Source organism: Qipengyuania qiaonensis (assembly GCF_019711515.1).
Lineage (GTDB): Bacteria > Pseudomonadota > Alphaproteobacteria > Sphingomonadales > Sphingomonadaceae > Qipengyuania > Qipengyuania qiaonensis.
The window spans coordinates 82,197-108,577 of sequence record NZ_JAIGNO010000004.1; the positions used below are offsets into that span (position 1 = coordinate 82,197).

The 26,381-nt window shown below is 62.6% G+C and carries 27 protein-coding genes and 1 other RNA gene; 11 read left to right on the forward strand and 17 right to left on the reverse strand.

Translation table 11 applies throughout. The features are described 5' to 3' along the window. The first annotated feature begins 43 nt into the window (after positions 1-43). The gene (locus tag K3174_RS08005) at positions 44-745 is read left to right on the forward strand and encodes an arylesterase (protein ID WP_221557741.1); all 702 of its coding nucleotides are present in this window, start codon (positions 44-46) and stop codon (positions 743-745) included. Here K3174_RS08005 and recF read toward each other — a convergent pair. After that, positions 742-1,821: a DNA replication/repair protein RecF gene (gene recF / locus K3174_RS08010; protein ID WP_221557742.1), complete on the reverse strand. Its 1,080-nt coding sequence runs from the start codon at positions 1,819-1,821 to the stop codon at positions 742-744. The genes K3174_RS08005 and recF overlap by 4 nt on opposite strands. Positions 1,822-2,051: 230 nt before the next feature. Between recF and K3174_RS08015 the strand changes: the two genes are divergently transcribed. Together K3174_RS08015 and K3174_RS08020 are read left to right on the forward strand one after the other, a co-directional pair. Further along, positions 2,052-2,171 carry a recombination protein F gene (locus tag K3174_RS08015; RefSeq protein WP_221557743.1) on the forward strand — a complete coding sequence of 40 codons (120 nt, stop codon included), beginning with the start codon at positions 2,052-2,054 and terminating at the stop codon, positions 2,169-2,171. A gap of 144 nt (positions 2,172-2,315) precedes the next feature. Further along, complete coding sequence (locus K3174_RS08020; protein ID WP_221557744.1) at positions 2,316-2,537, forward strand: PspC domain-containing protein; 222 nt, start codon at positions 2,316-2,318, stop codon at positions 2,535-2,537. A 112-nt stretch (positions 2,538-2,649) separates the two neighbouring features. Here K3174_RS08020 and K3174_RS08025 read toward each other — a convergent pair whose 3' ends face one another. The 5 genes from K3174_RS08025 to K3174_RS08045 are packed head-to-tail and all read right to left on the reverse strand — an operon-like array spanning position 2,650 to position 6,127. Then, on the reverse strand, positions 2,650-3,444 hold the full coding sequence (locus tag K3174_RS08025) for an SDR family oxidoreductase (protein ID WP_221557745.1): 795 nt from the start codon (positions 3,442-3,444) through the stop codon (positions 2,650-2,652). A 3-nt stretch (positions 3,445-3,447) separates the two neighbouring features. Next, the gene (locus K3174_RS08030; protein WP_221557746.1) at positions 3,448-3,993 is read right to left on the reverse strand and encodes an NUDIX hydrolase; all 546 of its coding nucleotides are present in this window, start codon (positions 3,991-3,993) and stop codon (positions 3,448-3,450) included. 2 nt (positions 3,994-3,995) lie between these two features. Further along, positions 3,996-4,670 (reverse strand): TPM domain-containing protein, encoded by a 675-nt coding sequence (locus K3174_RS08035; protein WP_221557747.1) that lies wholly within the window; start codon positions 4,668-4,670, stop codon positions 3,996-3,998. After that, positions 4,670-5,491 carry a TPM domain-containing protein gene (locus K3174_RS08040; RefSeq protein WP_221557748.1) on the reverse strand — a complete coding sequence of 274 codons (822 nt, stop codon included), beginning with the start codon at positions 5,489-5,491 and terminating at the stop codon, positions 4,670-4,672. The genes K3174_RS08035 and K3174_RS08040 overlap by 1 nt, the downstream gene beginning before the upstream one ends. A 12-nt stretch (positions 5,492-5,503) precedes the next feature. After that, the gene (locus tag K3174_RS08045; RefSeq protein ID WP_221557749.1) at positions 5,504-6,127 is read right to left on the reverse strand and encodes a LemA family protein; all 624 of its coding nucleotides are present in this window, start codon (positions 6,125-6,127) and stop codon (positions 5,504-5,506) included. A gap of 135 nt (positions 6,128-6,262) precedes the next feature. On the opposite strand from K3174_RS08045, the gene mscL reads away from it, so the two are divergent. The 3 genes from mscL to K3174_RS08060 all read left to right on the forward strand — a co-directional run bounded on the left by mscL (position 6,263) and on the right by K3174_RS08060 (position 7,672). Next, the gene (mscL, locus tag K3174_RS08050; protein WP_221557750.1) at positions 6,263-6,691 is read left to right on the forward strand and encodes a large conductance mechanosensitive channel protein MscL; all 429 of its coding nucleotides are present in this window, start codon (positions 6,263-6,265) and stop codon (positions 6,689-6,691) included. 26 nt (positions 6,692-6,717) lie between these two features. Then, positions 6,718-7,063, forward strand: a transfer-messenger RNA (tmRNA) gene (ssrA, locus tag K3174_RS08055). Between the two features lie 129 nt (positions 7,064-7,192). Continuing rightward, entirely contained in the window at positions 7,193-7,672 is a 480-nt protein-coding gene (locus tag K3174_RS08060) for a DM13 domain-containing protein (protein WP_221557752.1), read from the forward strand. 3 nt (positions 7,673-7,675) lie between these two features. On the opposite strand, the gene K3174_RS17010 is transcribed toward K3174_RS08060, so the two are convergent. The 5 genes from K3174_RS17010 to K3174_RS08085 form a co-directional block, all read right to left on the reverse strand. Beyond that, positions 7,676-8,155 carry a GNAT family N-acetyltransferase gene (locus K3174_RS17010; protein ID WP_221557753.1) on the reverse strand — a complete coding sequence of 160 codons (480 nt, stop codon included), beginning with the start codon at positions 8,153-8,155 and terminating at the stop codon, positions 7,676-7,678. A 13-nt stretch (positions 8,156-8,168) separates the two neighbouring features. Then, positions 8,169-8,420, reverse strand: a complete 252-nt coding sequence (locus K3174_RS08070; protein WP_221557754.1) for a hypothetical protein — start codon at positions 8,418-8,420, stop codon at positions 8,169-8,171. Positions 8,421-8,565: 145 nt separating this feature from the next. Continuing rightward, positions 8,566-9,819: an N-succinylarginine dihydrolase gene (locus tag K3174_RS08075; protein WP_221557755.1), complete on the reverse strand. Its 1,254-nt coding sequence runs from the start codon at positions 9,817-9,819 to the stop codon at positions 8,566-8,568. Beyond that, positions 9,816-10,832, reverse strand: a complete 1,017-nt coding sequence (locus K3174_RS08080) for an arginine N-succinyltransferase (protein WP_221557756.1) — start codon at positions 10,830-10,832, stop codon at positions 9,816-9,818. Before K3174_RS08080 ends, K3174_RS08075 begins: the two co-directional genes overlap by 4 nt. After that, positions 10,829-12,037, reverse strand: a complete 1,209-nt coding sequence (locus tag K3174_RS08085) for a hydrolase (protein ID WP_221557757.1) — start codon at positions 12,035-12,037, stop codon at positions 10,829-10,831. Before K3174_RS08085 ends, K3174_RS08080 begins: the two co-directional genes overlap by 4 nt. A gap of 132 nt (positions 12,038-12,169) precedes the next feature. Between K3174_RS08085 and K3174_RS08090 the strand changes: the two genes are divergently transcribed. Beyond that, positions 12,170-14,263 carry a malate synthase G gene (locus K3174_RS08090; RefSeq protein ID WP_221557758.1) on the forward strand — a complete coding sequence of 698 codons (2,094 nt, stop codon included), beginning with the start codon at positions 12,170-12,172 and terminating at the stop codon, positions 14,261-14,263. A 6-nt stretch (positions 14,264-14,269) separates the two neighbouring features. Here the strand turns inward: K3174_RS08090 and K3174_RS08095 are convergent, their stop codons facing one another. The 5 genes from K3174_RS08095 to K3174_RS08115 all read right to left on the reverse strand — a co-directional run bounded on the left by K3174_RS08095 (position 14,270) and on the right by K3174_RS08115 (position 21,913). Further along, positions 14,270-16,024 (reverse strand): GGDEF domain-containing protein, encoded by a 1,755-nt coding sequence (locus K3174_RS08095; protein ID WP_221557759.1) that lies wholly within the window; start codon positions 16,022-16,024, stop codon positions 14,270-14,272. A 99-nt stretch (positions 16,025-16,123) separates the two neighbouring features. Next, a complete protein-coding gene (rsmA, locus tag K3174_RS08100) occupies positions 16,124-16,948 on the reverse strand; it encodes a 16S rRNA (adenine(1518)-N(6)/adenine(1519)-N(6))-dimethyltransferase RsmA (RefSeq protein ID WP_345719607.1) in 825 nt (274 codons plus the stop codon). 89 nt (positions 16,949-17,037) lie between these two features. Further along, positions 17,038-18,045, reverse strand: coding sequence for a 4-hydroxythreonine-4-phosphate dehydrogenase PdxA (gene pdxA, locus K3174_RS08105; RefSeq protein WP_221557964.1), 1,008 nt, complete (start codon positions 18,043-18,045; stop codon positions 17,038-17,040). A 5-nt stretch (positions 18,046-18,050) separates the two neighbouring features. Beyond that, entirely contained in the window at positions 18,051-19,397 is a 1,347-nt protein-coding gene (locus tag K3174_RS08110) for a peptidylprolyl isomerase (RefSeq protein WP_221557760.1), read from the reverse strand. Positions 19,398-19,528: 131 nt separating this feature from the next. Next, positions 19,529-21,913: an LPS-assembly protein LptD gene (locus K3174_RS08115; RefSeq protein WP_221557761.1), complete on the reverse strand. Its 2,385-nt coding sequence runs from the start codon at positions 21,911-21,913 to the stop codon at positions 19,529-19,531. Between the two features lie 100 nt (positions 21,914-22,013). On the opposite strand from K3174_RS08115, the gene K3174_RS08120 reads away from it, so the two are divergent. The 4 genes from K3174_RS08120 to ndk all read left to right on the forward strand — a co-directional run bounded on the left by K3174_RS08120 (position 22,014) and on the right by ndk (position 25,052). Further along, entirely contained in the window at positions 22,014-23,474 is a 1,461-nt protein-coding gene (locus K3174_RS08120; RefSeq protein ID WP_221557762.1) for a leucyl aminopeptidase, read from the forward strand. 61 nt (positions 23,475-23,535) lie between these two features. Beyond that, on the forward strand, positions 23,536-23,985 hold the full coding sequence (locus K3174_RS08125) for a DNA polymerase III subunit chi (protein ID WP_221557763.1): 450 nt from the start codon (positions 23,536-23,538) through the stop codon (positions 23,983-23,985). A 34-nt stretch (positions 23,986-24,019) separates the two neighbouring features. Continuing rightward, positions 24,020-24,547, forward strand: a complete 528-nt coding sequence (locus K3174_RS08130; RefSeq protein WP_221557764.1) for a hypothetical protein — start codon at positions 24,020-24,022, stop codon at positions 24,545-24,547. Between the two features lie 82 nt (positions 24,548-24,629). Further along, complete coding sequence (gene ndk, locus K3174_RS08135; RefSeq protein WP_221557765.1) at positions 24,630-25,052, forward strand: nucleoside-diphosphate kinase; 423 nt, start codon at positions 24,630-24,632, stop codon at positions 25,050-25,052. Between the two features lie 171 nt (positions 25,053-25,223). Here ndk and K3174_RS08140 read toward each other — a convergent pair whose 3' ends face one another. Further along, positions 25,224-26,372 (reverse strand): sulfotransferase, encoded by a 1,149-nt coding sequence (locus K3174_RS08140; RefSeq protein ID WP_221557766.1) that lies wholly within the window; start codon positions 26,370-26,372, stop codon positions 25,224-25,226. Between the last annotated feature and the right edge of the window lie 9 nt (positions 26,373-26,381).

A 26,381-nucleotide genomic window follows, 5' to 3' on the forward strand; every position in this document is an offset into this window, starting at 1 on the left:
CTGCGATGGCATGGGGCCAAAGGTTGCACAAGGAAACTCGCCGATGCGTTTGCGGCATTTGTCGATATTGGTCCTCGCCCTCGCACTGACCGCCTGCGGCAGTTCGGAAGATGCTGCGCCGCCAAGCGAGGCCGTCACCGGCGAAGCTGCGGCCGCTCCCGACATCGCCGTCGAAGGACCCGAACGGCGCATTCTCGCCTTCGGGGACAGTCTTTTCGCCGGATACGGGCTGGAGGAGCAGGAAGGCTATCCCGAACAGCTCGAAGACGTCCTGCGCGAACGCGGGGTCAATGCGCGGGTGATCGATGCGGGCGTATCGGGCGATACCAGCGCGGCGGGCAGTCAGCGGCTTGCCTTTACGCTCGATGCGCAGGAGACGAAGCCCGATCTCGTTATTCTGGAGCTGGGTGGCAACGACATGCTGCGCGGAATTCAGCCGGATCAGACACGCGCCAATTTCGAGGCAATGCTCCAGGAATTGCGCAGCCGCGAGATACCGGTCTTGCTGATGGGCATGCGCTCGCCACCCAATTACGGCACCGAATACCAGCGGCAGTTCGATGGTCTCTATGGCGAACTCGCGCGTGAATTTGACACAGCGCTCATCCCTTTCTGGCTCGAGAGCATCTATGAGGACCGGAGCCTCTTCCTCGAAGATCGAATCCATCCCACTGCCGAGGGGATTGCAGCGTTGGTCGGCGACACGGTGGACGATGTGCAGAAGGCTCTGCCCCCTGCGTCCTAGGCCAGCTCGACCGATCCGGCGCTGACGCGCCAGATGGTGGCCTCGGTCGCTATGCTGCTGAAGGGTGCGATCTCCGTCCCCGTCATCCAGACCTGAGCCCCGCCGCCGCGCAATTGTTCGAACAATGCGGCGCGGCGCACCGGGTCGAGATGCGCGGCGACCTCGTCGAGTAGCAGCAGACTTGCACGTCCCTGTGCGGCAAGGCTTGCATGGGCCAGTGTCATCGCCACCAGCATGGCCTTTTGTTCGCCGGTCGAACTCTGCGCCGCGGGCACGCGCTTGGCGGCGTGGATGACGTTCAGTTCGTCGCGATGCGGCCCCACCAATGTGCGTTGCGCCGCCCGGTCGCGCCTGCGATTGTCGTAGAGCGCTTGCGACAGGCCGTCCGCATGATCGGGGGCGCTGGGCGCATAGGTGAGGGCGGGGCGAGCAAAAGGCTCGGCAGGCATTTCCGCCAGACGCACCGCCAGCGTTTCGACCAGCCGGGCGCGTCCCTGCATCAGCGCCGAGCCATGCTGGACCATCTGCGCTTCGATCGCATCAAGCCAGGCGCTTTCGGGCTCACGCATGTCGGACAGCAGGCGGTTGCGTTCGCGCAGGGCCGCCTCGTACCGCGCGGCATGGCTGGCATGCGCGGGCTCGAGTGCCAGTGCGAGGCGGTCCATATAGCGCCGCCGATCGCCCGCAGGGCCGGTGAACAGCCCATCCATCGCCGGGGTCAGCCACGTGACCGCCAGCCACTCGCCGAGACTGGCGGCGCTGCTCTCCGCGCCATTGATGCGCACGCGGCGACGCCCCGGACTGGCGCTTTCCGAATAGGTGCCGAGGCGGACGGGTTCGGCGTGTTGTGCGAGATTGGCCCCGACGCCGAAGCCCTGTCGGCTGCCGCTGCGCACCATGTCGGCGAGCGCCGCCCGCCGCAGTCCTCTACCCGGTGCAAGCAACGAGAGCGCCTCGAGTATGTTGGTCTTGCCAGCCCCGTTTTCGCCGACGAGCAGATTGAACCGTGCAGTCGTATCCAGTTCGGTCGCCGCATGATTGCGGAAGTCGGTAAGGGAGATGCGGTCGAGCGCCATTTGGAGAATCGCCGATAGCGCGACCGCGACCGCCTCGCCATACGAAACAGAGCTATTCCAACAGTTGGGAAAATTTCCCAACCTTTCGGATTGGTGAACGGATGTGCGGTCGAGCATTCAGTTAAGAATGGCTGAATTCCGCGATTCTCGGAGTTTGGCACACCCGTTGCAAAGTATTGGGCATCCCGGATGATCAGGGGAAAACGAACCAAGGATCAAGGAGTAACACAATGTCCGTCTTCGAATATGCCAGCAACCGCGCTCTCGCCGCCATCTTCGCTCTCAGCGTTTCGGCAGTGTTCATGGCCGTCGCCATCGTCCCCGGCAGCCCCGCTGGTCTCGTCGCCTAAACCTCATCAATCCAACGAGAGGAAAGAAACAATGTTCAATTCCGACAATGGCAACAAGCTTTTCGCAGCTGCCTTCTCGCTGGCCATCTCGGCGCTCTTTTTCGCCACGGCCATCGTCCCCGCCTCGCCCAACGGACTGATCGCATGAGCAATCTGAAATTTCGCGAAGACGACCACGCCGTGCGGCCTGCCAAAGGGTTCGCCTTGGATCGCACCGACGGCAAGCTGATGGGGGTCTGCTCCGGCATCGCCCGCTACTTCGGCATCAACGCCACCTGGGTCCGCTTGGGCTTCGTTGCAGGGACGCTGCTCGGTTTCGGCAGCTTCATCCTGATCTACCTGGCGATCGCGCTGATCGCAGACTGACCACGGCCCCGCGCCAACCGTCCCGGTTTTCGTGCCGGCCGTGGCTCAGACATGAAGAGAACCGGGAGGGGCCGTTTGGCCCCTCGCTTGATTCCGGCGCCCATTGTTTTCCCTACATTGCCGAGATACCGCCATCGAGCTTGAGCTCGGCTCCGGTCATGAAGCGGCTCTCGTCGCTGGCGAGATAGACCACCGCATTGGCGATATCGTTCGGCTCGCCGACGAATTTGAGCGGGATCTGTCGCGCCAGCTTGTCCATCAGCACGTCCTTGTCGAGATTATGGTTGCGCGCGGTCCCGTCGAGGATCGGCGTGTCGACGAAGGTCGGATGCACCGAATTGCAGCGGATCTGCATGTTCTTCTTCGCGCAATGGAGCGCGATCGACTTGGACAGCATCCATACCGCCGCCTTGGACGAGTTATAGGCCGGCATGGTATCGCTGGCGATCAGTCCGGCGATGCTGGAGATGTTCACGATCGAACCCGGCGCGTGTTCGCGCATCAGCGGCAGCGCCTTCTGGCAGCCGTGGAAGATGGAATCGACATTGACCGCAAAACAGCGCTTCCAATCGTCGAAATCGCAAGTCTCGATATTTCCGCCAACGCCGATGCCGGCATTGTTCACCAGCACGTTGAGCCCGCCGATATGCTCGCGTGCGCCATCGACTGCGGCTTCCCACGACTGCGGGTCGGTCACGTCGTGCCGGATCGAAAAGGCGGTACCGCCGCCCAGCTCGTCGTTGATCAGCGAGGCTGTCTCTGCCGCGCCGTCACCATTGATGTCGGTGCACAGGACTCGCGCACCTTCTTCGGCGAGGCGGGTCGCATGGGCGCGCCCCAGTCCCTGAGCTGCGCCTGTCACCAGCGCCAGCTTGCCTGCGCATCTGGGTTTGCGGTCTTTCGCCATATCTCACTCTCCTGCCAGCAATTCCTGTCCCAGCAGCAAGAGCATGCGCACATCGATCCCGCAACCGGCGGCGCGCTTGGCAGCGACAAAGTTGCCGATGTCGGCCAGCGCCACGCGGTGGACCGTAATATTCTCGCCCCCGACGCCGCCGCCCTCGCTCACCTTGGTGAGATTGCGCGCACGGACAAGCGTGAAGCTTTCGCTGACCATCCCGGGCGATGACCAGAAACAGCCCAAGTCCTCGAGCATTTCGGCGCGGTAGCCGGTCTCCTCCTCCAGCTCGCGCCCGGCCGCGGCAAGCGGACCTTCGCCGTCGAACTCGTCCTCGTCGCCGATCAGCCCGGCGGGCATTTCGATACAGTGCCTGCCCAGCGGCACGCGGTACTGCTCCACCAGCAGCACATGTCCATCATCGTCCAAGGCGAGGATAACCGCCGCGCGGATGTTGCGCGGGCGGCCGACATATTCCCACCGACCGCGCTTCTTGGCAGTGATGTACTTGCCTTGCCAGACGATCTGCTCGTCGGCATCGTGATCGGGAACGGGCATTCTCAGACCTCGATCAGCCGGTCGGGGATCTCGTTCTCGTCGTCATCCGAGCGCGGGAAATGCTCGGACAGCACCTTGCCGACATCGCGTATGCCCGCCGCCAGACCCTCGGCGATGTGACCCTGCTTTATCTCGATCAGCATATCCGCCATCGCCTCGCCCCAGACTTCGGCGGGGACGATCTCGGCGATCGGCTGATCGGCGACGATCTCGGCACGGTGTTCGCGCATGGAGAGGTAGAGAAGCACTCCGGTCCGGCCGTGCGTGCGCCGTTCGGCACCTACCTTGAAGTGTTTGATTGCCCGTTCGTGCGCGCGTGCCGTCTTGACCGGGCCGGGGGTAAGCGCGAAACGTAGCGGATCCCAGCTAAGCAGTAACCAGCCGAGGGCGAATGCACCGAGACCGAGCGCGATGGTCATGCTGGCGAGTTCGCCCGTAGTCCACTCGTGCGTCCACCCGCCGACCAGCGAATCCCAGAAATCCATGAAGGGCTGTGGAAGGACTGCAAAGACACTCATTGCAGTGAAAGCGAGCGCAACGGCCCAGACCAGCACGACGTCCGAATAGCCGTCGCTGCGATCAGCCAGAACCGTGACGATCTCGCCACTCGTCGTCAATTCCGCCTCCGCCACGGCATCGGATACGATCTTGTGATCGGCCTGCGAAAGATAGCCCATTACCACCCCCCGGAGGCGCCGCCGCCTCCGAAACTGCCGCCACCGCCGGAGAAGCCGCCGCCGCCGAAACCGCCGCCTCCACCCCAGCCACCGCCACCGCCCCAATCGTCATCGCTGAGGCCGCGGGCGATTGCCTTGCCGGCTTCCCACAGCATGATGTCGCCCACGGCGCCTCCGATCCCGCTGCGCCGATAGCGCCGCCGTCGGCCACGGCCGAACATGGGCAGAATGAAGAAGAAAAACACGAAAGCCAGCCAGATCAGCGCGCCAATTGGAAATCCGCCTTCACTTTCGCGCGCCTCCGTCCGCTCCTGCGCGACACGCGCGGCTTCTTCGGGCGGCAGTTCGAGCTGGGTGATGATCTGATCTGCCCCCCAACTGATCCCGCCTGAATAATCGCCGTCGCGGAAATAGGGCTTCATCCCCTCGACATATTCGAAAGCGAGGCCATCGGGGATCACGGCTTCCAGCCCATAGCCGACCTCGACCCGCATCTTGCGCTCGTTCGGGGCAACGATGAGGATGATGCCGTCATTGCGTTCCGCATCTCCGAGCGCCCATTCCCGGCCTAGGCGATAGCCGTAGTCGGCGATGTCGTAACCTTCGAGATCGGGAATGGTCGCGATGACGAACTGCCGCTGGTTGCGCTCTTCGAAAGCGTCGAGTTTTTCAGTGAGCGCGGCCTCTGTCGCGTCGTCGATGATGTTGGCCGCGTCGACCACCGGAGCGGTGCCACGCTCGGGAAAGGTCTGCGCGGCGGCGGGCAGGGTGAGGCCCAGCACCGCCGCAAGCGGCATGAATATACGGGCAAGAACGCGCATCGTCTGCGCCGATCAGTTCGCGGGCGCGCTGTCCGAACGCATGTTGAGTTCGGGGGCGACTTCCGCACCCTCTGTCACGGCTTCGTAGGGGATCATCGGTTCCGCACCGTGGATGATGTTTGCGCCGATCGTGTCCGGGAAGGTGCGGATGGTGGTGTTGTATTGGCGGACAGCCTCGTTGTAGTCGCGAATGGCGACGCGGATGCGGTTCTCCTGCCCCTCGATCTGGGTCATGAAGCGGCCGAAATTATCCTGGCTGCGCAGTTCCGGATAGGCCTCCACATTGGCCATCAGGCGCGAGAGTGCGCCGCCGAAAGTGTTCTGCGCCTCCTGATATTGCGCCATCTTGTCCGCGTCGCCCAGATCCTCGCCATCGAGCTGGATTTCGGGCCGCGTGGCCGAAGCACGGGCCTGAATTACCGACTCAAGCGTCGCACGTTCCTGTTCGGCGGAGCTCATCACGATCTGTTCGAGATTGGGGACAAGATTCGCACGCTCCTGAAAGGCCGCTTCGACATCGGCCCACTTGGCCTTGGCGCTCTCCTCTGCGGCGGGGACGGAGTTGATCCCGCAAGCCGACAGTGCGAGGGCAGCAGCGGCGATTGCGGAAGTGCGGAAAGCAGCCAAGCGGTTCATGGAAAGTCCTCTCTGGGTCAATGTGTCTTGCGTAGATAGCACACCGGTTCGGCCATTCAAGATTAACGCGCACTTGTGACAGGATTTCGGTCGTGGCAGTAGAGCGGCGGTTCGTAAGGGTTAAGGGGAAACAGCGTGTTCAAGGATTTCAAGGAATTCGTAGCCAAGGGCAATGTGATCGATCTGGCAGTGGCCGTGATCATAGCCGGCGCGTTCGGTACGATTGTGGCTTCGCTGACGGACGATATCATCATGCCGATCGTCGGCGCGATTTTCGGCGGTGCGGACTTTTCCAGCTATTTCATCCTCTTGAGCACGCCAGCAGACTATGAAGGGTCGCTCTCCGACTATGCAGCGCTCAAGGAAGCCGGCGCCGCGATGATCGGGTATGGCGCCTTCATCACCACCATCATCAATTTTCTGATCCTCTCCTTTATCATCTTCCTGCTCGTGCGCTACGCCAAGAAGGTGATGGCGGAATTCGAAGAGAAGAAGGAAGATGCGCTCGCCGGTCCAACGGAGATCGAGCTGCTGACCGAGATTCGCGACGCGCTGAAGAAATAGGCCGAAAGGGCGCTCGCCCTTCGCATACACTTCACATTAAGCGGGCAGGGCCTATATGGGACCTGCCCGTTTTTGCGGGATATGGCGATAAACTGCGCTGTGTAATAGGTACAACGGACCCGGGGGCAGTACCCGGCGGCTCCACCACATGTCCCGGCAAAAGCCGGGATCTCTGACGGGGCCGAACCAGGATCGACGTGTGCTGAAAGACAGTGTTTTCGCCCGGGCTGAGTACCCCGTAAAACTGTTCACAACACACAAGTGCCAACGATAACGAAGCACTCGCTCTCGCTGCGTAATGTGATGGGCTAACGCCCTGAAGTTACAAAGCTAAAGCGCGGTTGGACCCACCGGGCAACAGAAGCGGATTCCGGGGCTCCGGGGGTAGCTAGCAACAGAAACCCCCACCTGATTCCATACACTGTAACCATACGGACATTCGGACCGAATGGTGCCGTAAACACGCCTACCGCAGGGTTACGGGCATTTGGGGAATTCGGGATGAAACGGAATATCATACTCGTGGCCACGCATGGCGCCGCGCTCGTCCTCGGTTTCGGCCTCGGGGTCTATTTCCTTCCTATCCTCACTGCCGAGAAAGCTCCCGAAGCGGCGGTTCTCCAGCAGGCCGCGGCCGAAGCAAGCTATAGCGCCGAGCTTTCGCGGGACCTGCCAGGCAGTGACGGACTGCATTGGGGCGAGGGTACGATTAGCGTCAGCGCCGATACCATCTCGCATATCGGAGCACTGGCGCCGGGGCCGGACTACAAGGTCTATCTCACCCGGGAATTCGTTGACGACGAGGCCGGGTTCGAGGCAGTCCGTGCCGAAGCCGTACGGATCGGCGATGTAAAAAGCTATGATGGCTTCGCGCTGGACGTACCGGCAGGCGTAAATATCGAGGATTTCACAACCGTGGTCGTGTGGTGCGAAAGCTTCGACGAGTTCATCACCGCCGGGCAGTATCGCGTAGCAGGCTGACGTTCATCCCATGTCAAAAACGAGGCGCGGCAGGGTCCTGCCCGGGATCGATCCGGAGGGGACACTGCCAGCCCTTTTGCATCCCATTTTCAAATAAAAGGTAACGGCGCCGGGATCGGCTTCCACGATCAATTCGGCGACACCCTTTTCGCGAGCTGTGGTAACTGCCCATTCGAACAGTTTGCGTCCGGTTCCCACGCCCATCGCTTCAGGGTCGACGAAGAGCTTCTCGAGAAAGCATTTCTCTCCATCGTATCCAATCTGTGCAATGCCCAAGAGCAAGTCACCGCCTGTCGCCGCAATGACATCCCCACGCCTCAGATCATTGCGGGTCAGTATCAGTTCGGCCTCGCACCGCGACAGGAACTGCGCGTCATGTCCCCAATATGCCTTTGAACGCAGGCACAGCCGAGATGCTTGGTCCAGCTCCTCCTCGCGCAGTGGACGCAGCGCCAGATTTTCGGTGTTCGTGGAAGGTGCCACGGACAAACCCGCGCTACTCGCTATCGGTATCTTCCCGGCCGACCGCTTTCGCCTCGCGCTCGTAGCGCAGCGCGTCGAGAATCTTGGCGCCTCCGAGGAACACGGCGCCTGCCGTTGCAGCGAACAGCAGGTAACCTCCCACACCCGGATATTCGATCGTGTAGTTGGCGCCGCGCGTCATTGCACCCAGAGCGAGGGCGAAAATGATCAGATACGCTTCGAAGCGCGTCTTGATGACGAACAGCCTCTTCACCTTTCTAAGCATGCTTGCGCCGGTCTCCATCATTAACCTATCTGATTGCAATTCCCGTGCCAGCGGCGGAAATTCGCAGGCTCGAGTGGTTAATGCATGACGAAGTGTAAAAGTGCCCGACGATCCGGTCCAGCGCGTTAACCGTGCACGGGTCGGGTTATGCGAGGGCGTCCAGAGATAGGACGGAAAGTAAGGCTTCCCGCGCTTCGACGACTTTTCTGGCAAGTGTCTCCGTCCCGACTTCGTGCGGCTCGATCGTTTCGGGCCACATTTGGGCGATCACCGACTCGATCCGATCCGCCTTAGTTTCGTCGAGCAGGAATCGGGCATCCACCGTCGCCGGATCGGCTACGACACGCAGCCGCAGGCATGCCGGGCCGCCGCCATTGGCCATCGACTGGCGCACATCGACGGGAATGACTTGCCGGATCGGGCCGTTGGTCGCGAGCATGCGTTCGCACCAGGCCTGCACCCGGGCGCTTTCCTGGCACTCGCTCGGGACAATCAGTGCCATTTCTCCCGTCGGCAAAGTCAGCAACTGGGCGTTGAACAGATAGGTCCTTATCGCCTCATCGAGCGAGACCGCGCTTTCGGGCACCTCGATAACATGCAGTCTAGGAAAGACTGCGCGAATTGCTTCATAGGCGTCTTTCTGATCGGCGAATGCCCGTTCGTGCGTGAACAGCACTGTCTCATTCGCGACAGCGACGACATCGTTATGGAATGCGCCTGCTGCAATTGCTGCAGGGTTTTGCTCGATGAAGACACAGCGTTTCGGATCGAGGCCGTGCAGGCGGGCAACCGCGCGGCTCGCCTGCTCGTGTTGCCTTGCTGGAAAACGGCCGCCGGGCCGGCCATAGACGAATACCTCGACGCCCGGTGCCCCGTGCTGTTCGCAGAAACGCATGTGGTTGGCGGCGCCTTCGTCGCCAAAGCTGGGCGGGACGGCATCGTGCACGGCGAAGTACCGCTCGTCACCGAAGGCAATCTTCAACTGCGCCTGAGTGTCGCGCCATTCCTGCGCGCGATGCAGCATGGTGACGAGGTTGGCCGGCGTCAGGTGGCAGCGTCCGTCTGCGGTGTCGGGTGCGGGGCTGACCGTGGCCGCATTGGCGGTCCACATCGAACTGGCCGACCAGGCCGCTGCCAGCAGCGCGCGATCGGTATCCTCGCCCACGGCGAGTTCGTGCAAGAGACGGTTGTTCGGGCGCGGAAGCGGCAGCAAAAAACCTTGCGTCAGACCGCGCTCCATGTTCCCGCGCATCTTGGCAATGCCCTGCAGAGCCGCTGCGCGCGGGAAAGATGCGTCGCCCTTGTGGCTCGCGCTGGCCATATTGCCGAGGCTGAGACCGGCATAGTTGTGACTGGGGCCGACAATCCCGTCGAAGTTGATCTCGACCAGATCGCTCATCGCGCCACGCTCCAGACTTCATCTCCCTCGCTTACCTCCAGCGTCGCGGCGCAAGCTGCATCGACGGCTATCGAACCGTCTTCGCCGATCTCGCGCATGCCATAGGCACAGCGAAATGTTGCCAGCGTTCCGGTTGCGACCAAGGCGCGCTCGCCGATATCGAGATCGGTCGCGAAAACCCGACTCGGAGCCGATTTGCGGACGCTCCGGACCTGGTCGGTGCGCGCGGTCATGGTCGGCCCGCCATCGAAGATATCGACATAGCCTTCGGCAGCGAAACCTTCGTCCTCGAGCATGCGCATCGCCGCCCGTCCCGTGGGGTGTGGTATACCGATGACCTTCTTCGCCTCGTCGTCGAGCATGGCGACGTAGACCGGGTGCTTCGGCATCAGGTCGGCGATGAACTGGTTGCCGTTGATGGCATTGAAGTAATCGGCTTCCTGGAACGTCATGCCGAAGAACCGGCCCGCGACCCCGTCCCAGAACGGCGAGCCGCCGCGATCGTCGATCACGCCGCGCAGTTCGGCGAGGATACGGTCTGCGAAGCGCGAGCGGTGCATGGCGATGAACAGATAACGGCTGCGCGCAAGCAGCAGGCCCAGCCCGCCTGCGCGCTCTCCGGGATGAAGAAACAGGCCCCCGACCTCGGACGAGCCCTCCAGATCGGTCACAAGGCTCAGCAGCTCAGCACGCACCGTGCGGTCGAGCTCCTGGCTGTGCTGGGTGAGCGTGTTGAGCCGGTAGCTGTAGAACGGCCATTGCTGGCCGACCTGGCTGAATAGCTGGCAGGTCCCACGAACTTGGCCGGTCTCGGCGTTCTCGAGCACCAGCGTGAACAGATCGTCGCCAAGTTCGTCATCGGTGCGCGAAAAGGCTTCGTCCGCCCGCTCAAGTTTCTTGGTCAGGGCATTGCGATCGGCGGGCAGGTTGGTGAATCCTCCGCCGGTAAGCTTGGCCATTTCGTAAAGGTGCTCGAGGTCCTCGATATGCGCAGCACGCAGGCGAAAGGTCACAAATGGTCTCCGGTGGATAGCTTCGAGAGGACCAGCGCGGACAGGGCCGCGCGTTCCTTGAGCGAAGGTACGATCATGAATTCGTCGGGCGAATGGATCGCGCCGCCGCGCACGCCCATCGTGTCGACCACCGGCACGCCGGTCGCCGCAATATTGTTGCCGTCGCACACGCCGCCCGTGGGCTTCCAGCCTATCGTTTGACCGAGCTCCGTGCCGCAGGCCTTGACCAGATCGAACAGGCGCTGCGCTCTCTCGTCGACCGGCTTGGGTGGGCGCGTTACGCCGCCATGTCGGTGGATGCTCACGCCATGATCGGCCCGTATCGCCGCAAGGATCGCGTCGAGTTCACCATCGAAACGGTTCATCGCGTCGGTCGACTTGGGACGGATGTTGAAACGCAGCACGGCAAGGTCCGGCACGACATTGTTTGCGCTGCCGCCTTCGATCCTGGCTGGATTGACCGTGATGTCATCGGCTTCGAGCGCCTTGATCCGCAACACGAGGTCCGAGGCTGCAACGATGGCATTGCGCCCGTCCTGCGGATTGCGGCCGGCATGAGCGGATCGACCGGTGAAAGTGATCGAGTAATTGCCCGTGCCGCCGCGCGCATGAGCCAGCGTGCCGTCGGGCAGTGAGCTGGGTTCGTAGGTGAGTGCGGCATATTTCCCGCGCGCCAATTCCTCGATCAAATCGCGGCTGGCAAGGCTGCCGGTTTCCTCGTCCGAATTGATCATCACATCGTAGCCAACGCGCTGCGAGCCTTGGATGGCTTCGAAGGCCCTCAGCGCATGGAGGATGACATTGAGCCCGCCTTTCATATCGGCGGTGCCGGGACCGTTGATGGTCTCGTCATCCAGCCAACTGATATCCTGGAACGGGTGGTCGACTGGGAAAACGGTGTCCATATGGCCGGTGAGAACGAACCGCCGCTCCGCCGCGGGGCGTACCCGCAGCACCATGTGTCTGCCGTGCGGTTTCTCGAACTCTCGGCCCTCGCAGGAAATCGCCGTAACGGCGGCAGGTTCGACCAATTCGATCTCACCCGGCAAAATGCTGAAAGCCTCGGCGAGAATGTTTGCCATGCGTTCGAGCCCGGCAATGTTTCCGGTGCCGGTATTGATCGCCGCCCAGTCCTGCACCTGGCGGAGCATCGTATCGGCGTCGATGGCGTCGAGCAGCGCTTGTGGGGCGTTATCCGGTTTCATATGCAACGTCCTTAATCCTGCACAGGCCCAAGTCCACCCCACGCCTTGCATTGATCAACGGCTGGCGGCATAGACCGACCCGCTCCTCCCCGGGTTCGACATTGCCAGCTTTGCATTAGCCTGAGGAGTTCCATGACCGAATATGTGACGCGCGCCGGGATCGAGACCGACCCCGAACTTGCCGCTTTCATCGAGACCGAAGTGCTCGCGCCCCTGGGCCGCGATGTCGATGTATTCTGGCAGGGCTTTGCCGCGCTGCTTGGCGAGTTCGCTCCGCGCAATGTTGCGCTGCTGGGCAAGCGCGAGCGGCTGCAGGCCAGGATCGACGCCTGGCACCTGGAGCGCGCCGGCCAGCCACACGATGCGGGCGATTATCGCGCCTTTCTCGAGGAAATCGGCTATCTCGTCCCCGAACCGGGGGAATTCACGATCGGCACCGAAAACGTCGATCCCGAGATTGCCACAATGGCTGGGCCGCAGCTCGTCGTGCCGATCCTCAATGCACGATTCCTGCTCAATGCCGCGAATGCGCGCTGGGGCAGCCTTTACGATGCGTTTTACGGCACCGATGCGCTCGATGCGCCGCCAGCCAAGCCGGGAGGGTATGACAAAGACCGCGGCGCTGCGGTGATCGCGGAAGGGCGCAAGTTCCTCGATGAGACTCTGCCGCTTGTGGACCAGAGCTGGGCCGATATCGCCGACGAGCATGACGGCAAGTTGCAGGACGAGAGCAAGTGGGTCGGCCACACCGACAAGGGTCTGCTGTTCCGGAACAACGGCCTTCACATCGAAGTGCAGTTCGATCGCGAAAGCGCGATCGGGAAGTCCGACAAAGCAGGGATTTCCGACATCGTCCTCGAGGCGGCACTTACCACCATCGCCGATTGCGAGGATTCGGTGGCTGCGGTCGATGCAGAGGACAAGCTGCTGGCCTATCGCAACTGGCTCGGCATCGTTCGCGGCGATTTGTCGGAAAGCTTCGAAAAGGGCGGCAAGACACTTACCCGCGAACTTGCGCCCGACGTTACCTATCGATCGGGCGATGGTACGGAGCACAGACTTCCCGGCCGCAGCCTGATGTTCGTGCGCAATGTCGGCCATCTGATGACCAATCCCGCCATGCTTTGGGCCGGGAACGAGATACCCGAGGGAATTCTCGACGCGGTGATGACCAGCGCGATTTCGGCTCAGGACGTTGCGGGGCTGGGCAAGTACGGCAACAGCCGCAAGGGCAGCATCTACATCGTGAAGCCCAAGATGCACGGGCCGGAGGAATGCGCCTTCACCAATGACCTTTTCGACGCGGTTGAGGACCTGCTCGACCTGCCGCGCCACACGATCAAGGTTGGGGTGATGGACGAGGAGCGGCGCACCAGCGCGAACCTGGCGGCCTGCATCTACGCTGTGAAAGACCGGATCGTGTTCATCAACACCGGCTTCCTCGACCGGACGGGTGACGAAATTCACACCTCGATGCGGGCGGGGCCGATGATGCGCAAGGGCGAGATGAAGAATTCGGCCTGGCTCAAGGCCTACGAGGCGCGCAATGTCGGCATCGGGTTGGCGCATGGCCTGTCGGGCCGCGCCCAGATCGGCAAAGGCATGTGGGCGGCTCCGGATCTGATGGGGCAGATGATGGTCGAGAAGATCGGCCATCTGCGTGCGGGCGCCAACACCGCCTGGGTGCCGAGCCCGACCGCCGCGACGCTCCACGCGATCCACTATCACCGCGAGGATGTGTTCGAGATCCAGAAGGGTTTGCCCGACGCGGCGAAGCTCGACGAACTTCTCAGGATTCCGCTGGCGGATGGCGTGAACTGGTCGGCCGAGGAAATCGCTGAGGAACTCGATAACAACTGTCAGGGACTGTTGGGCTACGTTGTGCGCTGGATCGATCAGGGTGTCGGCTGTTCGAAGGTGCCGGACATCAACGATGTCGGCTTAATGGAAGACCGAGCGACCTTGCGCATTTCCAGCCAGCATATAGCCAACTGGCTGCTCCATGGCGTGATCTCCGAAGCGCAGGTGATGGACAGCCTGCGTCGCATGGCCGCCAAGGTGGACGAGCAGAATGCGGGCGATCCGATCTACGAACCTCTGCTCGAGAACGAGGGCGGTGCGGCATTCAGTGCCGCCAAGGACTTGATCTTCAAAGGTGTCGAACAGCCCAGTGGTTACACAGAGCCGCTGCTTCACGCATGGCGGCGGAAGAAAAAGAAGGACTAGCTTGCTCTAGCCGTTCGATTTTCGCCGTCGTGCTCGGAACGAGGTGACGATCGAGTCGAATTTTTCCTGTGCATCCTCTGCCGATATGTCGGGATCGAAGAAGGCCAGTTTTGCGACAACGCTTCTATCGCGGCCTTGGTCCTTGGCGCGGTAGAGCAGCCCGTCCATCCGCGAATACAATGTCTGGAAATCGGGAATCTGATCTCGTTCCTTCGGACCCAGAAGTATGACGCCCATGCTGGCCGTGACGGGCCAATCGAGTTCGGGCACGGCGCGACCGACGGAAAGCGGGATAGCTCGGCGAAATGCCTCGGCGCGCGCGCCTGGCCTGCTACAGCGCAATTGAATAAGAAACTCCTCTCCGCCCATCCGCACGATCCGCGCGTCTTCTTCTCCTTTGAGCACGTCTGCCACCGCCTTCAGCACCCGATCGCCAACGACGTGGCCGTAGGTATCGTTGATCGACTTGAAATGATCGATATCCATGATCGCCATGGCCGTGAATTCGATCTGATCTTGCGGATCACTTTCGAGCGCATGCCGGTTCATCAAGCCGGTTAGCGGGTCGTGGCGGCTGAGATTCTGCAGTACGGCGTTCTCGATACGTGCGCGATCGCGTTCTTTGCGGAGCTGAACCAATCGTGCCGTGACGCCGAGCATAGCAGTGATCTCCTCGAATACACAGCCAACATAGAACAGCAGCATGGAGTCGTTTTCGGGCAGCCAGGGAGTCAGTTGACCGACGAGCCGCAACAGACACACAGCAATGAGAGGCGAAAGGCCCACGATCAGGTAGCGGGAGTAGCGGCTGCCGCGCCGTAACGCTCCGACTACAAACCAGATATAGGCGATCAGCACCGGAACATATGCCGTGAAATAAGCCTGCACGTGCCATGTACGTCCCGAGTGAAGATCGAGGCTGCCGAGAACGCCTACTAGAAAGCCCCACGCTGCGAGCCAGGGAAGCGTCTTGCGCAGCGCGGCGTTGGCGCGACTGCGTTCGATAAAGTGATAGGCGAACATCACATTTCCCGCCACGGAGAGCCCCAGCGCCAGAATGGCCAGGCGGACGATCATCTCCACCCCTAGCGGCACGAAGCTCGTGATGAGCGCCGAATTTACCAATACGGTCATGAGCAACGCCGCTGCGGTGACGGCATGCCACAGCACAAAACTGTGCCGCAAGACCCGATAGATCATCAGCCCGAATATGAGCGGCATCAGCAACATGCCAGCAAGCATTGAGATAACGAGCAGCAACAGGAAGAGTCGCGGCGCGGCGCTCGGGTCGTCGATCGTAAGCTGCATCGATCGCACGACGCGCAGATCGGTGGGCAAATCGACCGCGACTATGATCTCGCGGGGTGGGCTATCCGTGCGGGCTAGCGGGATCTTCAATAGGTCAGTACCCGCGACGACTTGTAGATCACTCATCCGGTGGTGCGTCACTTTGACGCGCCCGGCTGCATCGATTGCGGCCACGGAAATGCTAGAGAGAGGTCCGCGCTGCGCAGCCAGGAAGCGGGGAGAAGGTGAGCCTTCCGGTACTTGGAAACGAAGGTAGGTTCGCTCGGGCAACAGAGAGAGTTCGTAAGTCGCGCAGTTCCATCGTGTGGGCAACGTATCGACTGTGACTGGCGCCCAGGCCACCGCCTCGGTTGCGACGCAGGGAAGCGGCGAAGCGGTGTCCTGGGCGAAGGCCGCAGTATTGCTTACGGCGAGAACCGCGAAGAGCGTCAGAATGAAGCGCAGCAGTCGCATGATCTCCGAACGTACATGTGCACATTCTTTTTAATACTAAACAAGGGCGTTAACTCTGACTTACTTGGCCACCCGGGCTTTCTACGTGAGCGTTCTTCGTCAGCCGAGTTCTCTGGAGATTTGCGTGAATTCCCGGATGCTTACGGTCTCCGCCCGCCTTTGCGGATCGATGCCGAGCTTCTCCAGCACCTCGACCGCGCCGGGCACTCCCTTGAGGCTTTGGCGGAGCATCTTGCGGCGTTGGCCGAAGGCGGCTTCGGTGAGGCGTTCGAGGGTGCGGGCCGAGACGCCCTCGGGTATGGCGCAGGGTGTAACATGGACCACTGCGCTCATAACCTTTGGCGGCGGGGTGAACGCACTTCTGTGGACCTTCATGGCCAGCTTCGCTTCCGCGCGCCACTGGGCCAGAACGGCGAGGCGGCCATAGGTCGAGCCGCCCGGCTGCGCGACGATGCGCTGGGCGACCTCCTGCTGGAACATCAGCGTCAGGCTGGTCCAGAGCGGCGGCCAGTTCTGTCCGCCGAGCCAGCGCACGAACAGCGCGGTGCCGACATTATAGGGCAGGTTGGACAGCACGGCGAAAGGTTCGCCGCCCATCAGCTCGGCATGATCGAGCTTCAGCGCATCGCCTTCGACCACGCGGAGCTGGCCGGGAAACGCCTCGCCCAGTTCGGCGAGCGCGGGGAGGCAGCGCCGGTCCATCTCGATCGCCGTGACGCGGGCTCCGGCACGCAGCAGGGCGCGGGTCAGCCCGCCCGGGCCGGGGCCGACTTCGAGCACCTGCCTGCCCGACAGATCGCCGGGAATGGCTGCGATCCGGTCGAGCAATTGTTCGTCGAACAGAAAGTTCTGGCCCAGCGCCTTCGACGCGCTGAGGCCGTGGCGGGCGATAACTTCGCGCAGGGGAGGGAGGGTTGTACTCACCCGACCCCTATACAGTCATTGCGAGTGAAGCGAAGCAATCCAAGGTATTCACCCAGGGATCGCCATGTCGCTTCGCTGCTCGCGATGGTCTAGGAAGCAGAAGGCGTCCGGCGCACGGCGATCTCGCCCGCCATTCGCAGCGCCGCGATCATGGCGCCGGGATCGGCCAGCCCTTTGCCCGCGATATCGAATGCCGTGCCGTGATCGGGGCTGGTCCGGACTATCGGCAGGCCGAGTGTCACATTCACGCCCTCGTCGAAATCGAGCGCCTTGAGCGGCACCAATGCCTGATCGTGATACATCGCTATGGCGGCGTCGTAGTTCTGCCGCGCGCGCGGGGTGAAGAGCGCATCGGCGGGGTGCGGGCCAGAGACGGTCATTCCCGCCTGACGCATAAGGTCGATCGCCGGTTCGATGATGTCACGTTCTTCGGAGCCGAATTTGCCGCCTTCGCCGGCATGGGGGTTGAGGCCGCAGATCGCGAGCCGCGGCGTGGCAATCCCGAAATCCCTTTCCAGTGCCTCGGCGACAATCCGCGCCCTGCTGTAGATCATGTCCGCGGTAAGAAGGCCGGGCACGTCGGCCAGCGCGCAATGCACGGTTACCGGGACGGTCCGCAGACTGGGGCCGGCGAGCATCATGACCGAGGCTTCGGCGGGCAGGCCGCAGGCGACGGCGAGGAATTCGGTCTGGCCGGGAAACTCGAAACCGATCCTTGCCAACTGCGCCTTGGCAACGGGTGCGGTCACCACTGCGCCGGCCTTTCCCAGCAGCGCCATTCGCGTTGCCTCGGCGAGAGATCCCAGTGCCAGGGCGGCCCCTTCGTCGTCGGGCACGCCGGGCTTGTAGCCGCAGTCGTCCGCCCCGAGGACCGGGAGGCCGTGCGCAAAGGCGTCCGCCGCCTCCGCTGCATCGTCGATGCGCACTACCGGACAGTCGGTTTCGCGCAATTCCGCTGCGGCTTGGAGCACGCTTGCGCCGCCCGCTGCGAAAAAGGGCGCGAGACCGGATTCCCGGCGTCGCGCCCAGCTTTCCACGATGATTTCGGCGCCGATCCCCGCCGGATCGCCAATCGATACGGCGAGCGGAGCCACGATCCGCGTCAGTTGTATTCGATGAAGGCGTCGTTGCGCAGATCGCGCAGGTAACGCTGGGCACGCTTTTCGATACGGTCTTCTTCGAGCTGGCCCATGATCTGGTTGAAGTCCGGCCCGGCGGCGACCTGCGGATCGTCGCGACCGCACAGCATCAATACCCGAACGCCTTCCTCGAACGAACCGAAGGGCGGCGTGGACTGGCCGACCTGGAGATCGAGAATAATGCTCTGCAACTGCTCGGGAAGTGCACGCACGCGGATCTGGTCGTTGGTCACGACATTCGCACCGAGCTGCGCGGCGGCGTTCTCGGCATCGCCGCAGCCGCGGATGTTCTTGACGCCTTCGGTGAAGCTGGCGACGCGTTGCTGGGCGGCTTCCTGACTGGTGCCGGGATCGAACGCGATCTGGATCTGCTTGAGGCTCAGAACCGCATCGCGCGGATCGGCCATCAGCACCTGCCGCTTGTCGATCAGGTACAGAATGGAATAGCCGCCGGGAATGGCGATCGGGCCGACCAGCTGGCCGGGGCTCATTTCGCCGGCAACCGTCTCGAGCTGGTCGTTTTTCAGCTGGGGAAGCTGAATCCATCCGAGATCGCCGCCCACTGCGGCCGTCGACGCTTCGGAGAATTGCCGGGCATAGGCGACGAAGCTGCCGCCCTGGCGCAGCTGTTCGACGATCTTGTTGGCATTGCTTTCGACCGCCGCGGAGGTTTCGGGCGTCGCCGAAAGGAAAATTTCGCCCAGACGGTATTCCTCGGTCCCGCGCGAAGCTTCCATCCGCGCGATCATTTCGTTCACTTCTTCGGACGAGACATTGACGAATGGCGCGACGTTGCGACGAAGCAGGTTGTTCCACGCGATTTCACCGGTGATCTGGCGCTTGAGCGCGGCCGGCGACGAGCCGATCGAACGAAGATGTTCGTCCATCTTCTCGGGTTCCTGACCGAAGTTCTGCGCCGCGACGCGCGCATAGGTCTGATCGACCTCTGCCTGGGCAACGTCGATTTCCTGCGCGAGTGCGGCCTGAATCTGCAGGGTTTCGTCGATCAGGTTGCGCAGAACCTGCATCCTGACACGGATCATTTCCTGATCGCTCACGGGCCGCTGATTGGCCGCCAGAAGCAGCGCGACACGCTGGTCGATATCGGTCTGGGTAATGACGAACCCGTTCACGACCGCCGTGGCCACGCGCTTGTTCGGATCGGTGTCCTGCAGCATGCTGAGATCGCTCGGCAGCCCGAGGAGATCGCCTTGCGCGATCGTATCCTGGGCCTGTCCCACTATCGGTGCGGCGACCAGGCCGGTCGCAGCGGCAACGGAAAGCAGACGGGAAAATATTTGTGCAGTCACGTGTCGAACCTATCTAGCGGCAAACCCAGGATGCCCGGTTATGCCGGTCGTCATGAAGGGATGCGGCTTAACCAAAGCTGATAATCGCCCGCCGGATAGCGCGTTTGGCCCGAGGTGCCAACAAGTGCGACCTAACGGAAACCCAGATTTCTGAGGCTGAAATAAAGCTGGAAAGTGTCGCCGCGTTCGGCATCGCCAGACGTGATGTAATCGCGTCGCCAGGTAATGCCGAGTTCGAGGCAATCGTCCTGATAGGCGATGCCAAGGCGGGTGCGGATCGGATCGAACCCGTCCGAAGCGGATGTGGGATCCTCGTCGCGGTTGGTCAGGTTGAAGACGCCCGAACCGAATACCGACCAGTAATTGGCGAAAGCCACGCGCACCGCGCCGCGCAATTCTTCGCGATCCTGAAGGTCTTCGACGTCGGTGATGTCACGATTGAGCCGGACATAGCCGAGTTCGGCATAGGTCTTGCTCGATCCCACCGTCGCATCGATTTCGTTCCGGCGGATCCCGAAATTGTCCTTGTCGAGTCGGAAACGGTGGGTGAACTTGACGAAATCCTTGTAACGCACTTCGGTGCGGCCGACGAAATCGGAGAATCTCTCGGACAGGCCGGTACCTTCGGGGAAAATGTCGCGGTCGTTGTCCAGCCGGTAGGACTGGCCAACGGTCGTCTTGAGCTCCCAGTCCGGGACACGCAGCGACCAGTCGAAGCCATAGGTGACCCGCGCGCCGTCCTCGACCCGGTCATAGCCGGGAAAACGGTTGAGCGCGAAAAGGTTGGAGTCCTCGAGGTCGATCGCGCGCGCATCTTCATTGGGGATGGCGAGGTTCTTGATCGGCGGAGTTGCCACGAACTGCACGCGCGGCGTGAACACCTGCGTGCCGCCGAAAGCTTCGCCGACAAAGGGCCATTGCACGTCCACCGCACCGAGAGCTACGCCGCGATATTCCCAACCGGGGCTACCACGATAGCTGGCGGTGTCAGTGAGGTCGTTCTCGTCCGAATGGTACACGTCGCCGCGCAGCATGCCGGTAAGTGTCACCACTTGCCCCATCGCGGTCACACGGCGCAAATCCCATTGCGCGCGCGCGAAGGCACGTTGCGTATCCTGTCCGATATCGCGGGTGATGGCCAGCGTATTGGCCTGAAGTTCGACTTGCCCGCCGAGGATCGACGTATCCGGCCGCCATCGCGCATCGAACACCGGAAGCGCGATCGGCACTTCGCCCTGCGGCTGGTCGAGCCGTAGCGTCTGCGTGGCCCAGCCGGCGAGCGAGATATATGTGTTCTTGCCGATCCGTTCCAGTTCGATCGTGGAGCGCAGGCGGTCGTCGCGGCTGATGTCGTAGCGGCGCAGGAAGGTCCGATCGGTCGCACGCCTGATCGAGCCGGAGATGCTCCAGTCGGGTGTAAGCTGGAACTTGCCATTGGCGAAGACGTAGCCGCGGAATTCCTCTTCGCTGGTGGCAGCGCCGGTGAGCGTGGAAATGCGCCGGCTGTGCGTCGCATAACCGGTGATCTGGTAGGCGCCTCTCTCCGTCAGGTGCCGCCATTGGCCGGCGACCATGGGTGCGGCCTCGGTATAGACATGCGTGGTGAGCGTGAGGTCGCGGTTCTCGGCAAAGCGGATGTAGTAACTGCCCGATACCTCCACGCCGTTGCTTTGCGAAACGCGCAGATCCGGGACGAGAAAGCCGGACACGGCACCGCCATCGGTTCGTAAAGCAAGCCCGGGCAGGGGCAGTATCCGCGCGCCGAACAGTTCCAGATAGGCCCCGGTGAAGCTGATTCTCTGCTCGGTGGGATCGTAGGTCACACGCTCGGCAGTGATCCGCCAGCTAGGGTCCTTGGGGCATCCTTCGGAGTTGACGACATCGCACCCGCTATAGGCGGCTTCTTCCAGCGCCACCGTGCCGTCGGTTTCGCGAATGCCGCGATTGGCCGCGAGGCGGCCGCCCTGGCGAAGCGCGAGCAGCAGGTTGTTCATCGCCCCCGCTTCGAATTCGTCGGTCAGTTCGACGCTTTCGGTGAACAACTGGTTGCCGTTCTCGTCGACGAAGCGGACCCGACCGGTGGCGAGGATCTCGCCGGTGCTCTCGTTCCATGTCACGGAATCGGCTCGCAACGAACGGTCGCCGCTGCGCAGGACGACGTTGCCGGTGGCGGTAACAACGTCGCTTTCGGAGCTGTATTCGAGCACGTCCGCTTCGAAATCGATCTCGCGGTCGCCGGCGGTGTTGACGCCGTCATCGCCGGTCGCCGGCGGCGGAGCGTCGAGACCGGCATTGGGGTCGGGCACCGTCAGCAGCTCGTCGACATCGCTCGCCGTGTCGACCGACGGCTGGTCGCTTTGCGGCTCTTCCTGCCGATCGCCAACGGTCCCGTCATCGCGGGACGTTTGCGCGGCAAGCGGGGTTGCGACGAACAGGCTCAGCGCGGTTACGGCAAGCGTCGCGGGACAAAGGGCCTCCCGGCTGGCTCGTAAAGCTGTCTCGGCAGGCGGGAGCATTACTTGCCTATCGCACCAGCCGCGCCTAATCGCAATCGCCATCCTTTCGGGACGGCTGCCGATGGCGCCGGCTCGACCAGAAATTGTTTCCGGAGATCCCATGGAAATTCAGTTCACCCAGTCCCGTCCGCCCAGCGCACGCCTTGTTGCCCAAGTCATTGAGAAGGGCAAGGTTCCCGCCGATCTCGACAAGGCGATGGTGGAAGGCATGGAGGCTGCGCGCTTCAAGGGCAATAGCGGGCAGGTGTTCGATGGCTTTGCGGAGCGCGATGGACAGGTCATCCGCATTGCGCTGGCGGGTGCCGGCGACAGGAACAGCGAGGCGCGCCTCGCCAATCTGGAAAAAGCCGGTGCGGCGCTGGCGACGAAATATCAGTCGAGCGGGGTCGAGGATCTGGTGCTCGATCTGACGGATAGCGCACTTTCGGGCGAAGAGGCGGCGTGCGTGCTGCTGGGCCTGCGCCTGCGCAACTGGCGGTACGACATCTACCGCACAAAGATGAAGGACGATCAGAAGATCACGCTCGTCCGGACTATCGTGGTCGGCGCTCCGGAAGGTACGGAAGCCGCGTGGGACGATATGGCCCATGTCGCCGCGGGCGTCGAATTCACCCGCGAACTCATCACCGAACCGGCCAATATCCTCTATCCCGAAAGTTTCGTGGAACGCTGCCGGACGCGTTTCGAAGGGACGGGCGCGGAACTGATCGTGCTGGACGAGGCGGAGATGGAAAAGCTCGGCATGGGCTCCCTGCTCGGTGTCGGGCTCGGCTCCGACCGGGAATCGCGCATCCTCGCCATCCGCTGGAATGGCGGGACGCCGGGCGAAGCGCCGACCGCTTTTGTCGGCAAGGGCGTTACCTTCGACACTGGCGGTATTTCGATCAAGCCGGGCCCCGGCATGGAAGACATGAAATGGGATATGGGCGGTGCCGGTGCGGTTGCGGGTGCAATGCTCGCCCTCGTCGGGCGCAAGGCCAGGGCCAACCTCGTCGGGGTAATGGGTCTTGTCGAGAACATGCCCGATGGCAAGGCACAACGCCCGGGCGACGTGGTCACGTCGATGAGCGGCCAGACGATCGAGGTGCTCAACACCGACGCGGAGGGACGTCTTGTGCTGGCAGACGCCTTGCACTGGACGCAGGAAGAGTTCCAGCCGGCCAGGATCGTCGATTTCGCCACGCTTACCGGCGCGATGATCATCGCGCTGGGGCACGAATTCGCCGGCGTCTTCTCGAACGACGACCAGCTGGCAAAGGACCTGTACGAGGCAGGCGAGGTCTCCGGTGATCGCAACTGGCGCATGCCGATCGACCCGGCCTACGACAAGCTGATCAATTCGCCCATTGCGGACATGAAGAATATCGGCGGCAGGGCGGCCGGATCGATCACCGCCGCGCAGTTCCTGCAGCGGTTCATCGCCGACGATACGCCGTGGGCGCATGTCGACGTGGCGGGGATGGTCTGGTCGGACAAGCCGGGACGAACCTGGGGCAAGGGCGCGACAGGCTACGGCGTCCGGCTCCTCGACCGCTTCGTTCGCGACACGCTGGAGAAGTAGGCCCGGCCGTCCTCACCGAGCGGATGCGGAGCGCGACGGTGACCGAACCGATAGGATAGAGATGAGCCAGACTCGCGTCGATTTCTATCAACTCAGCCGGGACCCGGTGGATGTTACCGTGGCGAAGCTTGCACGCAAGGTATTGCAGGCGGGCGAACGGTTGCTGGTCGTCAGCGGCGACGAGATGCAGCGTGCGCATCTCTCGCAAGTTCTCTGGCAGCAGGGCGGCGGCGCGTTCCTTGCCAATGGCATGGCCGGCGGCGCATATGAGGCGCGCCAGCCGATCCTCCTTTCCGATGTCTGCAGCGCGCCCAACGAAGCGCGCATGGCATTGATCGCCGATGGCCAATGGCGGGACGAAGCGCTCGGTTTCGACCGGGTGTTGCTGTTGTTCGATGCGGATCAGCGCGATGCGGCGGCCGATCTCTGGCGACGTTTCGCCCGCGATGAGGCGGTCGATAACCGGATTCACAAGCAGGATGGGAATGGCGCCTGGCGCGAGGGTGGATGACGGAACCCATCGGCAAGTCGTGCATCCTTTTGGCATGACACGAGGTCCGCGCAAACACCTTGCCACCATCCCCGCCGCGGTCCTTGCGATTGGCGCCTGCAGTGGCGACACGCCCGATTCCCGTAATATCGATGCGCCTCAGCGGATAGACCCGCCGGATTCCTACGATATCGACAGCGCTACCGGAGAGACCCGGGCGCGCCATACCGATGGCGATGGCACGACCACGATCATGCGTTCGGGCGCAAAAGTGCCGGTTCGGTTGCCTGCGGGTTTTGCGCTCTATCCGGACGTGAAGGTAACCGACAATACGTGGGTAGAGCAGTCCGACGGACTGCTTGTCCTGCTCGATTTCGAAAGCGACGCGTCGGTCGAGGATCTGGTGGCCTATTATCGCGAACAGGCCGATACCGCGGGGATCGAAGTGGCGACATCGCTCCAGACCGGGCCGATGACGATGATCGGCGGGGAGAACGGGGACGGCACCAGCTTTTCGCTCACCGCCACGCGCGGCGGCGAACTGACCAAGGCCCAGTTGTCGATAAGTCACGGTCTCGAATGATTCTTGCCCGTTCGCCTGGGTGGCGCTAGGGGCGCGCCCGAGAAACCTCTCCCCGATAAAATCCCACGCAAGGAACATTCCCATGGCGGTCACCCGCACCTTTTCGATCATCAAGCCCGACGCCACGCGTCGCAACCTGACCGGCGCCGTCACCAAGATGCTGGAAGAAGCCGGCCTGCGCGTCGTCGCTGCGAAGCGCATCCACATGACCCGCGAACAGGCGGAAGGCTTCTACGCGGTCCACAAGGAACGCCCCTTCTTCGGCGAACTGGTCGATTTCATGATTTCCGGTCCGGTGGTCGTGCAGGTTCTGGAAGGCGAAGACGCCGTGAAGCGCAACCGTGACGTAATGGGCGCCACCAATCCCGCCGATGCGGCCGATGGCACGATCCGCAAGACCTATGCCGAATCGATCGAAGCCAACTCGGTCCACGGATCGGACAGCGACGAGAACGCCAAGATCGAGATCGAGTTCTTCTTCGACGAGAACGAAATCGTCGGCTGACCCGGTGCGGGCGGATTGCCCGCCGGAACAAGTCGGAAATCACGGCCCGCCGCGTGCTCTATGCCCGCGGCGGGCCTTTGCTTTCGGGTCCGGTTTTTGCCCGTCGGGCACGGATGTGGTAATTCGTAATCTTCTCAGGGTCGCATTCATCCCCGGCATCGGCAAGAAGGCCTAGGACGTCGCGAATTGCGCGATCTGCAGGCGGTGCTGCAGGTGGGCGCTGTTTGCCGATAGCGCCTGCTCCGCCTCCATCGCCTCCAGCGCTTCGGCGGTCAGTTGTATTCCGATCGCGTCGTATGTCTGCGCGATTTCGCGGCGCCAGTTTGCGCCCAGTGCGTCGAAGTCGATCCGTGCGACCGGCCCGTCGAAACCGGCGAGCGTCGCTTCGATCCGTTCGTCGCGCAAAGCGAGTTTACGCCGCCATTCGGCCTCTATGGCGACCAGGTCGGCATAATCGGTCTGGAACGCCATCTGGCTGGCGACCAGCGATACGGAACTGTCGAGCAGCGCGCGTCCTTCCCGATGCGTCACGACCAGCCTCGCATCGGGAAATTGCCTCAGCAGGGCCGGCAGGTCTTCCGAGAACTGGGGACATTTGAGAATTCGTGGCCGTGCCGCGTCGCCCATCACCGACGCGTCGGTCCGCAGGATACGGGCGAATTCGGCATAGACCGGGTCGGCACCATGGGCCTCGTTCCATCCGACGAAGGATGGAATGCGCCATTGCGCTTCGAAAGTGGCCGGTGACAAGGCACCCGCCAGCCAGCCGATTTCCTCGTCCGTTCGCGTCGCGCCGAACGGATGCAAGGTGTCGAGCCAGGGATTGATCTGCCGGGCGACGGCCAGCGCGGCCCCGGCCTTGAACCGGCGCAGATCGGGTTTGGCCGGCACCGGATAGTGACTGTTGCAGAACCGGGTGCCCGTGTGGCGCGGATCGGCGGCCAGCAGCCGGTGCATACGGGTCGTGCCCGCACGCATCTGGCCGACCACGATGATCGGCGGGGCGATTTCGGTGGTTGCGAGGCTGGGCGTCTCGCGCCAGACGCGGCCCAGCGCGTGCCGCGTGCGGATGGCGGACGACAGCTGGCCATACGCCATGGTGTGGCCGAGCGCGTTCAGCCGGGCTTCTTCGCTCAGACTGACGCAGAGTTTCGCCAGGCGCTCGCGGAAATCCTCGACCTCGATCTCGTCGCGACCCGACCGCTCGTCTTCCGTTTCGAAGCCCCTGCTGCCGATCTTCCAGAGGTATTCGGGATCGACCGGCGGTTTGGGCGTCAGACCGGTTTCCCATAGCGCACGCACTGCGCGGTCGGCCCACATGGCGGCTTT